At 72.3% G+C, this 14955-nt stretch carries 10 protein-coding genes; 7 read left to right on the top strand and 3 right to left on the bottom strand.

What is annotated here, in order from left to right; all coding sequences use genetic code 11:
• Window positions 1-66 precede the first annotated feature (66 nt).
• Window positions 67-1146, bottom strand: coding sequence for a trypsin-like serine protease (locus tag ACFYZR_RS28760; protein WP_391915374.1), 1080 nt, complete (start codon window positions 1144-1146; stop codon window positions 67-69).
• Window positions 1147-1359: 213 nt separating this feature from the next.
• Here ACFYZR_RS28760 and ACFYZR_RS28755 point away from each other — a divergent pair, with 213 nt between their 5' ends.
• From ACFYZR_RS28755 to ACFYZR_RS28745, 3 genes are read left to right on the top strand one after another with little or no spacing between them, the layout of a single operon-like run.
• Window positions 1360-2799 (top strand): pyridoxal phosphate-dependent decarboxylase family protein, encoded by a 1440-nt coding sequence (locus ACFYZR_RS28755; RefSeq protein WP_391915371.1) that lies wholly within the window; start codon window positions 1360-1362, stop codon window positions 2797-2799.
• 38 nt (window positions 2800-2837) lie between these two features.
• Window positions 2838-3656 carry a hypothetical protein gene (locus ACFYZR_RS28750; protein WP_391915368.1) on the top strand — a complete coding sequence of 273 codons (819 nt, stop codon included), beginning with the start codon at window positions 2838-2840 and terminating at the stop codon, window positions 3654-3656.
• A complete protein-coding gene (locus tag ACFYZR_RS28745) occupies window positions 3640-6492 on the top strand; it encodes a pyridoxal-dependent decarboxylase (protein ID WP_391915365.1) in 2853 nt (950 codons plus the stop codon). The genes ACFYZR_RS28750 and ACFYZR_RS28745 overlap by 17 nt, the downstream gene beginning before the upstream one ends.
• Window positions 6493-6522: 30 nt before the next feature.
• On the opposite strand, the gene ACFYZR_RS28740 is transcribed toward ACFYZR_RS28745, so the two are convergent.
• Window positions 6523-7026: a hypothetical protein gene (locus ACFYZR_RS28740; RefSeq protein ID WP_391915362.1), complete on the bottom strand. Its 504-nt coding sequence runs from the start codon at window positions 7024-7026 to the stop codon at window positions 6523-6525.
• Between the two features lie 359 nt (window positions 7027-7385).
• Here ACFYZR_RS28740 and ACFYZR_RS28735 point away from each other — a divergent pair, with 359 nt between their 5' ends.
• From ACFYZR_RS28735 to ACFYZR_RS28720, 4 genes are read left to right on the top strand one after another with little or no spacing between them, the layout of a single operon-like run.
• Window positions 7386-8153, top strand: coding sequence for an endonuclease/exonuclease/phosphatase family protein (locus ACFYZR_RS28735; protein WP_391915360.1), 768 nt, complete (start codon window positions 7386-7388; stop codon window positions 8151-8153).
• A gap of 34 nt (window positions 8154-8187) precedes the next feature.
• Window positions 8188-8715, top strand: a complete 528-nt coding sequence (locus tag ACFYZR_RS28730; protein WP_391915356.1) for a papain-like cysteine protease family protein — start codon at window positions 8188-8190, stop codon at window positions 8713-8715.
• A complete protein-coding gene (locus tag ACFYZR_RS28725; RefSeq protein ID WP_391915354.1) occupies window positions 8712-10085 on the top strand; it encodes an FAD-binding oxidoreductase in 1374 nt (457 codons plus the stop codon). Before ACFYZR_RS28730 ends, ACFYZR_RS28725 begins: the two co-directional genes overlap by 4 nt.
• A 35-nt stretch (window positions 10086-10120) precedes the next feature.
• Complete coding sequence (locus ACFYZR_RS28720) at window positions 10121-11116, top strand: hypothetical protein (protein WP_391915351.1); 996 nt, start codon at window positions 10121-10123, stop codon at window positions 11114-11116.
• Window positions 11117-11160: 44 nt separating this feature from the next.
• On the opposite strand, the gene ACFYZR_RS28715 is transcribed toward ACFYZR_RS28720, so the two are convergent.
• Window positions 11161-14955, bottom strand: coding sequence for a hypothetical protein (locus ACFYZR_RS28715; RefSeq protein ID WP_391915349.1), 3795 nt, complete (start codon window positions 14953-14955; stop codon window positions 11161-11163).

The following is a 14955-nucleotide window of genomic DNA, read 5'->3' as shown; positions in this document are numbered from 1 at the left end:
CTGTGCCCGAAAGCGGGTCCGGCCGGGGCCGGACCCGCTCGCGTGAACTACACGCGTCGCGCCCCGCTACCGGAGCTTCCCACCACCCGTGCCGCCGCCCTGCACGGAACGGAAGACGGCGAAGGCCTCGTCGCGCCACACCGCGGCGGCCGCGTCGTCCCCGAGGCTGCCGGAGAAGTCGCCGATCTGGACGGGACCGCCGCTGTCGAAGGTGTCGCCGTCGAGGAGGGGGCCACCGCTCGCGCCGCCGGAGAGATCGCTGTCACCGGTGCAGGGCCCGCCACGGCCCAGGATCTGCGGCGGGTTGTCCGGACCCCAGTAGGGCTCCTTCACACAGGTGTGGAACTGGTTGGAATTGGCGGGTATGCCTGCCATCACCACCCGGCTCGGCAGGGAGGTGGTCCCGAACCGGTAGCCGGAGGCGCCGACCTTGTCCTGGACGTGGGTGCCGTTCTGGGTGTTGAGCGCGAGGAACGCGGTGTCGCTGGTCTGCCGGCCGGCGCTGTCACTGACGACACCGACGGAGCGGAAGGTCCACTTGCCGTACGGGGCGTGCTCGGTGCCGTCGGCGTCCTTGGAGTAGCCCGGGGTGAACTCGTACGTCGCCTTGGAGTTGACGCGCCCCTGGTCGTCGTGGGGAATGCAGTGGCGCGCCGTGGCGACGACGTCCTTGCTGTAGCTGGTGACCACATTGCCGGTGCACGCGCCGACCCACCAGAGGTTGGGGTCCTTCTCGTCGGGCCAGGCGATCCGGATGCGGCCGGTGGTGGCGCGCAGCAGGTTCTCGCCCGGGGAGCCGGCCGCGAACCGGCTCTTCCCGTTCTGCTGTGGCGCGACGGCGGGTGCCTTCACGGCCTGCCCGGCACCCTGCTCCTTCGCCCGCGGCGGCTCGGCCGTCGGCTTCCAGTCCGGCATCTTCCCCGTGAACTGGCGGAAGGTGCCGTTCTTTTCGTGTTCGGTCCAGAAGGCGCGCTGCTGGGCGTCGGTGACCGTGGCCAGGGCCTGGGCACCGCCGTCCGCCGCGCGCGGCGCGGACGCGGCGGGACGTGTGGTCGGGGTCGAGGTGTCGGCGTACACCTGGGCCGTGGGGAGAACGGCGGCCAGACCGGCTGTGGCGAGCGCCAGCGTGACGGCATGTCTGCGCAACGGATGCTCCATCCATCTACGGGTGCGGGTGGTGGTGCCCGGACCGTAGGTGGACGTGTTCAACACGCGATTGACGGGTCGCTGAACGACCGGCCTCGGCGCAGCGGCCCCATCGCCTCTTTCAGGTGATTACCGATGATTGTCGTGATGGGGTGATTTTCCGCCGCTACGGTGATCGGGTCATTGGGGCCGGGGTCGGGGTCGGGGGTAGGTATGGAGCTGGGGTACTGGCTCGGGCGGGGCGTCGAAACCTTCCGGGAATGGGCGCGAACGTACGGCGAGTTCGCGACGCATACCGCGATGGAGGTCGACGAAGCGGCCTGTGAGGTGGCGTTCGAGGAGCTGACCGCCCGGCTGCGCGGCAGTTACCCCTTCTTCCACCCCTGCTACGCGGGGCAGATGCTCAAGCCGCCGCACCCGGTGGCGGTCGCCGGCTATGCGGCCGCCATGCTGGTCAACTCCAACAACCACGCGCTGGACGGCGGTCCGGCGACCTCCGTGTTGGAGGAGGAGGTGGTGGAGCAGCTCGCGGAGATGGCCGGTTTCACGGCCCACCTGGGGCATCTGACCAGCAGCGGCACCCAGGCGAACCTCGAAGCCCTGTTCGTCGCCCGTGAGAGCCGTCCCGGCACGGGGGTGGCCGTCAGCGCCGAGGCGCACTACACCCACGCCCGGATGTGTCATCTGCTGGGCGTCCCCGTGTACACGGTGCCGGTGGACGATCGTGGGCGCATGGACACGGCCGGGCTGGAGCGGCTGCTGTCCACCGGGGTCGCCGGCACGGTCGTCGCCACCACGGGCACGACGGCGCTGGGTGCCGTCGATCCGCTGCACCGCATCGTCCCGCTGGCGCGCCGGTACGGGGTGCGCGTCCATGCCGACGCCGCTTACGGCGGCTTCTTCCGGCTGCTGGCCGATGGGCTGTCGGCCGATGGACTGCCGGCCGATGGGAATCAGGCGCACGTCGCGCCGGAGACCGGGGACGCTCTGCGGGCGATCGCGCAGTGCGATTCGGTGGCGATCGATCCGCACAAGCACGGTCTACAGCCCTACGGTTGTGGGGCAGTGCTGTTCGGGGACCCGGACGTCGCCCGGTACTTCCGGCACGACTCGCCCTACACGTACTTCACGTCCCGCCGACTCCATCTGGGGGAGATCAGCCTCGAGTGTTCCCGCTCCGGCGCGGCCGCCGCCGCTCTGTGGCTGACGCTGAAGCTGCTGCCGCTCACCCCTGACGGGCTCGGGGCGGTGCTCGCCGCCGGGCGTCGGGCCGCCGTCCGCTGGACCGAGCTGATCAGCGCCTCTCCGTACCTGGATCCGTACCAGCCTCCCGAACTCGACATCGTGACGTACTACCCGGCCGCTCCGGGGAGTTCGCCGCCTCGCCTGTCCCGTGTCGGCATGGCGAGCGAGGAGGTACTGCACCAGGGGATGAACGCCGAGGCGGATCCCGTCTTCCTCAGCGTCGCCCGTGTCACCGCCGGCGCGTTCACCGCCCGCCGCGCCGATGCCGTCGCGGACAGCGACCACACCCGTGTGTTGCGCAGCGCGCTGATGAAACCGGAGAGCGAGCTGTATCTGGAGCGCCTCCACCAGCGGGTGGAGCAGCTGGCCAAGGCATCGTGGCCCGCTCCTCGGAGGTGCCGCCCATGAACAGTGGAATGCCACGGAGGCCCGCACCGCCGGCCCCATTGGACCCGCTGACCCTGGCCACCGACTCGCGCGTCCCCGTCCGGGAGGCGGCCGCCACGACCGCCGATTACGACCGGTACTTCCACATCGCGCGGCAGGCGCCGGACCTGGCGTCCTGGACGTGCGGCGTGCTACGGCTCCAGGAAGCCGTCCTCGCCGACCTTCCGCACACCGGTCTGGACGACTCCCAGCGTGCCGCGGTCCTGACCGGCCTGTTGCACACCTCCCACGCCACGCTGGCCGCGTGGCTGCACCCGGCGCCGGGCGACGGCGAGCCGGCCGGCGGCCAGGCCGCCGCCGACGGCCCCGGCGACGCGCTGCGCCGCTGGAAACTCGGCCATCAGCTCTTCCACCTCCTGCTGACCACCATGAACAGCACCCTCGACGACACCTTGGCCGCGGTGGGCGCGGCACGGTGGGTGTCCGTCCGCCACGGCCTGGAGCGGTTGCGGACGCTGTACGACGCGGCCACCGCCGCCATGGCCTACGCCTCGGACTTCCCCGCCTCCGTCTACGCGAACGACGTACGGCCCACGATGGAGCCGCCGTTCGCCGCACCGGGCTTCTCCGGAGTGCTCAATCAGGAGCATCGCGTCATGACCGAGCGGACGCGCGCCCTCAGGACCGCGCTCGGAAATCTGCCGGCGCCGGCGCCCTTCCTCGCCGTGATCCGTGACGAGGAGGCTCTGCTGCGGGCGGCACAGCGACGGAACCGGAAGGCGCACGCGGCGATCTGTGAGCGCTGCGTGCCGGACGGTGCCTCGCTCCTGTCTCGGCACACCACCCGGCGGAGGAGCGGCCGTGCGGCATGCGAGTGAGTGGACGAGCCCCGCGTCGCGGGCCGTGGGGGACATCGAGGGCGTAGCCGCGGGGACCGGTCTGCGGCTGCTGGCCGGTCTGGTCGACGAGGTCGTGTGGCTCGACCACTGCCCCGCCGTGAGCGCCTCGTTCCAGCCTGCGCCCGCCTGGCTCCGGCACGAGCCGGTCTCCGCCTGGCAGCCCTTGCGGGACCCCGTGCCCGGCCGACGGCCGTGCCCGCCCGATCCACGCCGTGTCTGCGTGTCCTTCGCTCCCGAGCACGGGGACAACGCCCGCACCTGGGCCCGTACACACGGCTACCGGCTGCTGGCCCCGGACGCCGGCGTCACGGCGTGGGCCGCCGACAAGATCAGCGCCACCCGGCTGTTCGCCGAGGCCGGGGTCCCCGTCCCGCCCTTCCTGGTGGTCCCCGCGACGGGCCGCGAGCCGGCGAAGGCGTACTGGAACGGCCGGTGGCGGCGGGCCGTCGCCCAGCGGGCGGAGAACAACCTCATCGGCCGCGGGACCGTCCTCGTCGACGGGCCGCCGGGCTTGCGGGCCTGCCTGGACGCCTGGCCGGACGAACCCGTCAAGCTCAGCCGCTTCGCTCCCGGGATCTCCCTGACCGTCACCGCGTGCGCCGGGCCGGACCGGACCGTCGTCTCGGCGGTCTCCCACCAGCTCGTCGGGCTGCCCGAGCTGGCCGCCTCCTGGGGCGCGCACTGCGGCAACCAGCTCGTCGGCCCGGACGACCTGCCCGAGGGGCTGTACGGGCAGGCCCGGGCGGCCGCGTACCACGTGGGCGAGGTCCTGCGGGGGCGTGGTTTCCGCGGTGTCTTCGGCCTGGACCTGGTGGAGGAGGGCGGCCGGCTGCTGGCCGTCGAGGTCAATCCGCGCTTCCAGACGGTGGTGTCCCTGGTCCAGGCCGCCGAGGGCGCGGCGGGCCTCCTGCCGTCCCTGGGCCTGCACGTCCTGTCCTTCCTCCTTCCCGCCCTGCCCCCTCCGGAGGCCGGACCGCTGCCGCCCGGCCCGCGCCACAGTCAGCTCGTGGTGCACGCCCGTACGGACACCGTGGTGCGCCGCCCGCCCCCGACGGGGCGCTACCGCAGGGACGGCCACGCGGTGACGGGGCCGCTCCACGGGCCGCTCGTGGTGTCCCGGCTGGCCGGAGACGAGGCCCTGTGGTGGGCCGTCGCCCGCTCCGGGCCGGTCACCGCGGGCCAGGAACTGGCGCTCGTCCAGTTCCCGGGGCCGGTCGCGGGGCTGCGGCCCCGTCCGCGACTGCGGCCCGACGCCTCGGCCTGGATCGAGGCGCTCGCCCCGGACGCGGAGGAGGACTCGCATACAGAGGAGGAGGGCTCGCACGCCGACAAGGACACGCACGCCGAGGAGGACGAGCGGAACACCGAGTCCGGCCCTCCCCCACTGCGGCTGGACGAGCGGCGGATGCGCGAGGCCGGACGCCACACCATCGACCTCGTCATCGCCCGGATGACCACCCCCGGCTCCCGGCCGCCCTGTCACGTCCCCTCACCCGGTGCCCTCCGGGCCTCCCTCGACGAGCCCCTCCCCGAGCACGGCACCCACGACCTTCCCGGCCTCCTCGACCACGTCACCGAGCGGGCCCTCGCCGAGGCGACCCGGCTGGACCATCCGCGCTGCTTCGCCTTCGTGCCCTCCACCGGCAACTTCCCGGCCGTGCTCGCCGACGCGCTGGCCTCCGCGTACCTCTCCGTCCCCGGCGCCTGGCTCGTCGGGGCGGGCCCCACCCGGATCGAACTCACCACCCTGCGCTGGCTGAAGACGTTCCTGGGCCTCCCTGACGGCCACGGCGGCCTGTTCGTCAGCGGCGGGTCCGTGGCCAACCTGACCTGTCTGGCCGTCGCCCGCGACCACCGACTCGACGGCCGGCAGCGGCCACATGCCCGGCTGTACTGTTCCTCCCAGGCCCACCCCTCCGTCGCACAGGCGGCGCACCTCCTGGGCTTCACCCGCGAGCAGCTCACCGTCCTGTCTCCGGACGACGGCCTGCGCCTGGACGCCGGCGCCCTGGCCGAGCGCGTCGGCCGTGACCGCCGCGCGGGACTGCGCCCCTTCGCCGTCGTCGCCACGCTCGGCACGACCGGCACCGGGGCCGTCGACCCGCTCGACCGCGTGGCCGATCTGTGTCAGGAGGAAGACCTGTGGCTGCATGTCGACGGCGCCCACGGCGCAGCCGTCGCCGGCACCCCACGCGGTCACCATCTGCGGAACGCCCTCGGCCGGGCCGACTCCCTCACCATCGACCCGCACAAATGGCTGTTCCAGCCCTACGAGATCGGCTGTGTCCTGCTACGGCGTCCCGAACTGCTCCCGGAGACCTTCGGCGTCGCGCGCCACGCCCTGGACCAGGGGTATCTCCGACCGGCCCATCCGGCCGTCCCGGCATCCGAGGAGGTTAACCTCTCCGACTACGGCCCGCAGCAGAGCCGCGGTCTGCGCGCCCTGAAGCTCTGGCTCTCCCTGAAGACCTTCGGCGCCGGAGCCTTCCGTCAGGCCATCGAGCGGGGAGCGGACCTCGCCGAGTACGCCGCCGGACTCGTCGAGGCCCACCCCGAGCTGGAACTGGTCACGCCACCCAGTCTGGCCATCCTCACCTTCCGCTACCGGCCCCGGGACGCACCCGCGACATGGGACGCGGACGCGGCACAGGCGCACATCAGCCGGAGGGTGTGCGCCGACGGTGGGGCGGTCCTCCTCACCACCACGGTGCGAGGAGCCACCGTGCTGCGCATGTGCACCATCAACCCCACCAGCACCCGCGCCGACGTCGCGTACGCGCTGGACCTGGTCACCCGCTACGGCCGCGACACCTGACGTGACGCCAGGTGTCGGGCTGTCGCCCGGTCAGACGATCACCAGCGTCGACGGCCCGGTGATCAGCTCCACCCCGCCCTTCGACACGCACTTCAGCGGATCGAGCGTGATCTGAAGCCCCGGCGAGGCCACCGTCCGCCCCTCGAACTTCCCCTTCACCACCCGGCCCACGACCAGGACGACCGCCTGTCCGGCCACCTGCTGTACGTTCCCCAGGCGGTAGACGACCGTCGTCCGCTCCCCGGTGTTCCAGGTGATCCGCTCGACAGTGGTCGCATCGGAGAAGAAGCAGCCGTTCCATCCGCCCCCGCTGATCGAGGACACCCCCGACCTCAGCGCCGGGTCCGTGGAAAGACAGCTGTACCCACCACTGCCGCCGATCCGGGTCCGCCGCGCCGCCAGCGACAGACCGGGCGAGAACGAGATGGTGTTGCTCCCCGCACAGCTCACGGCGGCGGCAGCGGCAGCGCGCGAAGCGTGTGCCGACGCGTCAGGCGCGGCGTGCACCAGCGCGGCCAGCGAAGCCGCCGCCACGCACCCGAGCCGCCTGCCCCATGAGAACCGTCCACCCATTGTCCGCCCGTCCCCTCCCGCGAAGCCATCGCGTACCGACGGCAGCATCCTTTCGCTCCGGCCCGAAGCCCGTCCGGCGCACGACGCGAAAACCGGCGACGAGCAGCAGCACGGCGTCCGAGGGCGGCGCGGGAGCGCACCGGCACGCCCCGGCACCGCCATGTCCCTCCCGAGGGCGGGGAGGCGGGTCGGCTCGGCTGTGACGCGAAGGCTTCGCCGGGAGTTCCACGCGGCGCCCCGCTGCCATTAACCATCCTTTCAGCCGATACCCACGGCGATGCGGCCCATATCCGGCTGCCCCAGAGGTCATCATGACGCCCATGGAGAACCACTCTTCCCCCGAGCGCGGGTCCGGCAGGCGTGTGTTCACGGCAGCGGTCGCGGCACTGGCGGCGACGGCGACCGTGCTGCCCGGTTCCCCCGCGCACGCCGCCGCGGACAGCGGCAAGCCGGCCACCTGGAACGTCCAGGGGTCGGCGAGCCGGTGGGCGGCGGTCGGGAAGCTGGCCGCCGGCCGTCATGTCGTCGCGCTCCAGGAGGTCTCCGCGACTCCGCCGGCCGGAGCGGAGCGCGAGCAGAAGCTGGGGCCGAACCTCTCGGGCTGGAAGTGGAAGGTGGGCAGCAGCACCCGCCACTACACCCGCTATCTGTACATCCTCCGGCACTCCTCCAAAAACCTCGGGATCGTCACCGACTGGGCCCCGGCCACCACTGGCGTGGTGGAGGTGCCGGGCCCCTACCGGGCGCTGCTGTGCGTCAAGGACGTCGCCAACAGCACCCTGTTCTGCTCGGTCCATGCCAGCGCGAACGGCGGTGGGGACGCCGTGAAGCTGGTGAGCACCGCGGCCGCCTACGCCTCGCAGAACAAGATGAAGTCCTGGGCCGTGCTGGGCGACTTCAACCGCGCCCCCGCCAAGCTGCGGCAGGACCCGAAGTTCCCCGTGGGCGCGAAGGTCTACGCGCCCAACCAGGCGACGCAGCGCAGCGGCGGCACCCTGGACTATCTGGTCTCCGACGTCTCCTCCACCAAGTGGAAGGCCAAGGTGCTGGTCAGCAAGGACAGCGACCACTGGCCCGTGCAGTGGTGAGCGGCCGGACGGGGCCGGGGCGACGGAGGTAAGGGTGTTGCTGCGCGTCGAGCCGCCCGAGGCCGCCGCGTCGACGGCGGTGGGTGGACGCCTCGTCGGCCGAGTACTGGGCGCGGTGGTGGAGCGGCAGCGGGCCGGGCGATGGTGCTGGGCCGCGGTCGCCGCCGGCGTGGCCACGTACTACGGCACGGAGTGTACGCAGGAGGACGTGGCCCGTGCGCTCGGCCGCGGCGACGACCCGTCCGCCGGAGCCGGCGCCAGGCTGGACGAGGCGCTGGCCGCGGTGGGCTGCTTCTCCCACTGGAGCCCGGGGCGGCCCGCGTGGGACCGGCTGGTGAGCGAACTGGTGGCGGGCCGGCTGGTGGGGGTCCAGATCCGCTGGAGCGGTGGCGGTTCGCACTTCGTCCTGCTCTGCGGCGCATGGGACGAACTCGTCCACGTGGCCGATCCGGCCACCGGCGCGGCCGCCCTGCCCTTCGCGGACTTCCCCCGCGCGTACCGCGACGGCGGCGTCTGGGACGGCACCTTCTGGACCCGGCCGCCCGATTCGTGCCCCACGTGAGCGGGGCGTGGGAACGGGCCCTGGCGGGGTGGCGCGCCGCCGTCGGACCGGATCAGGTGCACACGCGCGGACCCGTCTGGCAGCGCTTCAACGCCGGTACGTACCCGGGCGGTTGGAACAGCGCCGCGGTGATCCGGCCGGCGAGTGTGCGGGAGGCCGCCCGGTGCCTGCGGGTCGCCGAGCGGTGCGGAGTGCCCTGGCAGGCCGTCTCCACGGGCCGCAACTGGGGCTACGGAGGAGCCCGGCCGCAGCTGCCGGACACGGCGGTGTTCGCCCTCGACCGCATGGCCGCGGTCCAGGTGCTGGACGAGCGCACCGGCCACGTACGCGTACGCCCCGGCAGCACCTTCGGAGCGCTGGCCGACCGCCTGGGCCGGGCGGGCGGGCGATGGTGGCCGCCCGTCGTCGGCGCGGGCCCGGACGTGTCCGTGCTGGGCAACGTCCTCCAGGACGGCATCGCCATCGGGCCGTACCGCCGCATGGCCTGCCACGTGATCGAGGCCCGCGGCCTGAGCGGCGACGGGCGTCCCGCCCGGGCGCGCTGCACGGGCCCCTCGACCGCACGCCGGCTGCGGGAGGCGGGCCTGGCGATGGTGACCGACCTGACACTGCGCCTGCACCCGGCTCCCGCCGTCCGTCAGCACCTGCTCTACGCCCTCCCGGACGACGTCGAGCTCGACGACGTGCTCGCGGCCGGCACCCGGATGCTCCGCAGCGGACTGAAGACCGACCTCGACGTGCTGTCGGACCATCGGATCGCGGCTCAGCTGGGTGTGGGAGCCGCGGCCTCCGGTGACGGGCCGGTCTCCCGGGCCCGGCTCGCGACGCTCCTGCCCGTCCCCTTGACAGGGCGTTGGAGCGCGATGGCGGGGATCTGGGGCGACGACCGGGCCGAGTTGGCGGCGGTGCGTGCCGAAGTGGAGCGGGCCTGGGCGCCGTTCGCGGACGCGGCAGTGGACGGTCCGGTCGAGGAGGGATACGAGACCCCCGATGACACGGGGCTGCGCACCGCTTACTGGTGCCGCCCGGACGGGATGCCCACGCGGCCCGATCCCGCGATGGACGGCTGTGGTGTGCTCTGGTTCGCCCCGGCACTGCCGCCGGGTGCCCCAGCCGGACGGGCGATCGAGGTGTGGGAGGGGATTCTGCGCGCCCACCGGCTGGCCCCCTGCTGGGCCCTGCGCCTGGACGACTCCCGGGTGATCGCGGTGCTGGCGCTGCTGTGGGACCGTTCCGTGCCCGGCGCGGACGCGCGTGCGGTGGCGTGCTTCCACGCGCTGGAGGAGGCCGCGCGGGGTTTCGGCGTACGGCCGTACCGGCGCCCGACGGGCCTGTCCGGGGGTACGCCGTCCGAGTGGGAAAGGTGCTGATGATTATGGTGCGCGTACCGGCGTCCGCCGTCGGCTTGACCGAGAGTCCACTGCGGGACCGGGCCGACCGTCGGCTCGTGGACGTCCGTCTGGGCACGGTTCTGGAGATGGCGCCGGTGGTGGACCTGAGCGACCGGCTCGGCGCGGCGCTCGTGGCGGCGACGGCCCGGCTGCCCGTGGAGCTGGCGGCCCCGGCCGGGGAACTGCTCCGGGTCTACGCCGGCGCCTCCCGCCCCGAGGACTTCGTACGGCTGTTCCCGGTGCCGGTCTGGTCCTTCCTGCACTGGGCCCGCGCGGGAGCCTGCGAGGGTGAGGACGGTGCCGCGTGGGACGCGCTGGAACAGGCGCATGCCCTGAGCCTGTTGATCCACCTCCTCGACGACCACCTCCTGGACGGCCAGCTGTCGGTCGACATGCTCGGGCTCCAGCTGCGGACCGTCGCGTGGCAGTCGATGGACCACTTCGCGCGGCGGGCGGCCGAGGCCTGGGGGGTGCCCGAGTCCTTGGTAGCCGGCCATCTCGATCGCTACGTCCGGGCGGTGACACCCACCGGCCCGGTGCAAGGGCTGGACCACTACCTCGAGGTCTTCACCGCCCAGGCGGCGATCTGGCTGCTGGTACCCCACTTGCTGGAGGAGGCCGGCCGGGCCGCTCCGGGGATCTCCGACCGCGTGCGGGATTTCGTGGTGGCCTGGCGGCTGATCGACGACGTGGAGGACGCCGTGGAGGACGCGGCGTCCGGCACGCGCGGCGCGCTGTGGTGGGCCCTCGACGCGCGGGGGCGGGAGGCCTGGGACGCGTACGGCCGGGAGAGCCGGGCGGGGGGCCGGGCGGAGGAGCGTGCCTGGCGGTCCCTGGTGGGTGCCGTCGACGCCAGCGGCGCCGCCGCCCGTCTGGTGGACGACGCCGACGCCCTGCTCCAGCGGGCCTCCGCCACGGCGAACGCCGCCGGGCACCACGGCTGGACGACCGAGGTGCAGTGCGTACGGATGGGGCTCGGGCGCGAACCGGTGTTTCCCCTTCCGGACTGAGCGGGGCGGGACCGGGCGGCGCTGCGGCCGGTGAGCGGCGCAGGTCAGGCGGTCATGGCGGCCCGGGTGACGGGGCAGGCCTTGAGGATGGTGTCCAGGAGCTTGCGGGCTTCCTCGGTCGACAGCTTCCAGACGGTGACGAGGGCGTCCTGGATCGCCTCCTTGGCCATACCCCAGACTTCCTTGAGCGCCTTGACCGCCTGCTCGGCCGCCACGCCGGCGTCCTTGAGCAGCCTGGCCGCCGCGTCGGCGGCCACCTTGAAGGAGTCCTTGAGGACGCGCGCGACGTCCTCGGTGATCTGGATGACTTTCTCGCCGACGAGCTTCGCCCAGACCTGCACGTTCTTGAACAGCCAGGCGAGGGCTTCCTTGGGGTACCGGGTGAAGTAGTTGATGATCTCGTCGCGGAGGCGGTTCCAGTCGCGCAGGCCGTTGAGGGTGAAGTCGACCTGGATGTTCTGCTTGCCGAGGGCCAACGTGCCGCCCACGTGGAAGCGGAAGGCCGGGCTGGTGGTGATCGTGACGGCAGCCGCGAGGGTGACGGGGATGTCCATCATGGGGAGGACGGTATGGCCTGCGATCTTCACTGGGGTCGTGATCCTGAGCCGTACGTCCAGCTTCCCGCCGACCTTGCCCGTGAAGGCACCCTTGTCCAGCTGGCAGATGACTTTCTCGCTGAAGACCTTGAACTGGGTGGCCTCCCAGCGGAAGTGCAGGGTACCTGTCCGATCGGCCTCGGCCTTGATGCTGCTGGTCATCCCCAGCAGGGTGCAGCGCGCGTCCAGGAAGAGATACGGCTTGTGCGGACCGCCGGACGAGGTGATCTTCGTGGTGTCGATGGCCGCCCTCGGGCCGGTCCACTGCCCCTGCTTGTTCTTGGCGGCGCTGGTGAATGCCACGACATCGCGGACCAGGATGATCGGCTTGTCGATACTGCCGAAGGCGGTGATGCCCTCTTTGCTGAGCCGCACCCCGAAGACCGCGTGGTAGCCGAAGACGACCAGATCGCCGCCCACCCACAGGCCGGGATCCCACTGTTGTTTGGTGGCGGGGTTCTCCCAGGGGACGGTGACCACGGCCATCATGAGCTTGCGCAGTTCGAGGTCGCGCAGCAGCGGCACGTTGTCGAGGTTCTGCTGGGTGAACTGGCCGAGCAGGGCGGCGAGGGTGACACCCTTGTCGCCGTGGCCTCCGGCCTCCAGGTGGAATTCGTAGGCGTTGGGCTTGACCACCGGCCCCTCGATGGCCACGCTGACGGCCAGCCGCAGCAGCACATGGCCCCCGCCCCTGGCCGCGAGTCTCACCTGCCCTCCGAGACCCACGGTCAGCCCGGGCGATTTCGCCAGGTACGCGATCTCACCCCAGAAGTGCTCGATGGTCAGTCCCTTGATCCCGAGCGCGTCCTTCCACGCGGGCGCGTTGTCAGGAGGCTTGCCGGGCCCGTGCTTCACCAGGTCGGTTCCGCCGGTGTGGCGGACCAGCGCTTCCATCCGCTGCTCGTTCCCGATCCCGGCGGCCTTGATCACGAACGTCACCAGGAGGTCGCCGGACAGCCCGAGCGCACCCCCGGCCTCGAGCTCGAGATGCACCAGGTTGCCGGTCAGGTCGCGGAAACTCAGCCGCATCTCCGCGCGCAGGGCGAACCGCAGCAGCTTGGGCTTCACATCGAGGTGGAAGGACTCCACGCCGATCGCCGGGGCCTTGCCCAGGCGCAGGCTGATGGTGGTGTCCACGAGGCTCTTGGCCAGGGTCGCGGAGAGCGGGATGCCGTGGAAGTCGATGACCCCGATGGCCTTCAGCACCGGCTGGAGAGCCAGGCCGAAGCCGGCCTGGGTGAAGAAGGTGACCCCGGCCGTGATCTTGGACGGCAGGTTCTTGGGCGGCTGCTGCCCGTCCCACTCGAGCTGTGCCCCCGGGCCCGTGGCGATGAGAAGGCCGGTCTCGCGGAAGACGAGCGCCCCCAGTACTTTCCGCAGCATCGGATCGCAGCCGGGCAGGTCGCCGAGCGAGAAGGTCCAGCCGGGTTTCCACAGGACGGCGGCCACCACGGTCCTGGTGCCGGTCTTGCGGGCCAGGCACACCACCCGTACCAGCTCGGTCCCGGCGATGCTGACAGTGCCACCGGCACGGAGGTCGTAAACGCCGCCCTTGCCGTTGGTACCCCCGCCGGTCCCGCCGCTGTTCCCACCGCCGGGGGCGACGGTCAACGCGAGGGATGCCTGCGCGATCTCGATCGTGGGAAACTCGTCCGGCCAGGTCAGGGACCCGGGACCGGCCAGGCTGGAGACGAGCGACGGCAGGCCGAGTTTGGGCACGGAACCGGCGAGGCGGAATGTTCCGGGGAGTTCCCAGGTCGCCGAGAACTGCGGGACACCGGCGGAGTTCCCCTGCCCGGACTTCGGTTTGACCTGGGCGACGGCGGTGAGCTTGCCGCTCACCGGCGGGGCGGGGTTTCCCTTCGCCTCCGGCCGGGTCAGCCGAAGGGCGCCTTGGGTGAGGTGGGCCTCGGTACTGCCGAGGTTGAGCTTCCACAGGCCGTCGACCTGCGCGTCGACGGCGAAGGGGCCGCGCGGCACGGTCACGTCCGCGGCAAGCGTCTTCATCCGCAGTTCCGGAGAGCCCCCGTTCATCGGTACGCCGACTGCCGACAGCAGGGCGGTGAGCGAAGTGCCCTCCTTGGCCGCGAGGCGGAAGGTGGCGGCCTTCGTGCTGAAGGTTCCCTTCGCCTCGAGCGAGATGCCGGAGCCGAGCGCCACGGTCCCGCTCGCGGTCGCGGTCACCTCGCGCTTCGCCTTCTTCAGCGGTGCGGCGACCTGTGCGGTGACGGCGATGTCGGTGAGGTTCAGCCGGCTGCCGTCGAGGCTCCAGGTCTCCTTCTTCGCCAGCGCCATGGCCAGGCGCAGGTTGCTCACGGCGGCCGCGAGGCCCGAGCGCAGCGACCGGGTGTCGAGGTCGATCTCCAGGCCGCTCAGGGTGACGAGCGACCCCAGCTTGAGCCCGCGCAGGGGTGCGTCGAGGGAACCGCCGGCCCACTGGGAGAGCGTGTCGGACCGGTGGCCGGTGCCGGAGGCCGGGTCGGTCCGCAGCAGCAGCTTCTTGTCCTGCGTACTGAGGTCGGCGGTCAGCAGCAGCTTCGTCTGCGCCGTCAGTTGTGCCTCGGCGGCGAACTCCACCCGGTGCTGCCAGTGTTTGTTCTCCAGCCGGGATGCCAGGCACAGGAAGAACGACAGCTTCGGGCTCTCCACCCCCAGCCCGCGGGTGCGCAGCCGGATCTCCGGCTGAATCCCGTCCTTCGTACCGGGCAGCCCGGACGCGGCGGAGATGGAACCGGTGATCGGCAGTTCCGCGGCGGCCTCCCGCAGCAGGTCCACGACCTCGCGCAACCTGCCCTGCGGGGCGAGTACGTGCCGCGCCTGGACGCCGAGCCCGGCGGAGGAGAGCTGGAAGACGGCGCCGGAGAGCCCGAGCTTCGCGAGGGGGGTGTCCTTGAGGACGGGGAAGGACGTGGCGAGCGAGTACGTGTCGGGCAGCTGGAGGGGGATACGGAGGGTGGGGGTGCCCTCCGGCGCCGGGCGGCCGTCCTTGTCGACGAGGCCGAAGACGAGGCCGCTGACCTTGTGGTCGACCAGCCCGAGCAGGCTCACCCGGCCCGAAGCCACGACGGTGTCGCCGACCCGCTTCAGCGAGGATTCCGCGAGGTGGAGGCCGGGCCCGATCCACGTGGTGATCAGACGCCCCGCCTCGCCTCCGATCAGTTGGGCGGGGAGGGACCAGCGGCCGTCGCCCCCGCCCTTGCGCGAGGGATCCGTCAGCAGCTGGTACAGCGCGTCGATCTTCAC

Origin of the sequence: Streptomyces sp. NPDC001678, assembly GCF_042892945.1 — a bacterium.
Lineage (GTDB): Bacteria > Actinomycetota > Actinomycetes > Streptomycetales > Streptomycetaceae > Streptomyces.
The sequence above is the reverse complement of the archived record's forward strand: the minus strand, read 5'-3'. Positions and strand labels throughout refer to the sequence as shown.

Excerpts from the sequence above, each read along its gene's own strand:
- ACFYZR_RS28755 (WP_391915371.1), top strand. The coding sequence starts at position 1,360 with ATGGAGCTGGGGTACTGGCTCGGGCGGGGCGTCGAAACCTTCCGGGAA.
- ACFYZR_RS28735 (WP_391915360.1), top strand. The coding sequence starts at position 7,386 with ATGGAGAACCACTCTTCCCCCGAGCGCGGGTCCGGCAGGCGTGTGTTC.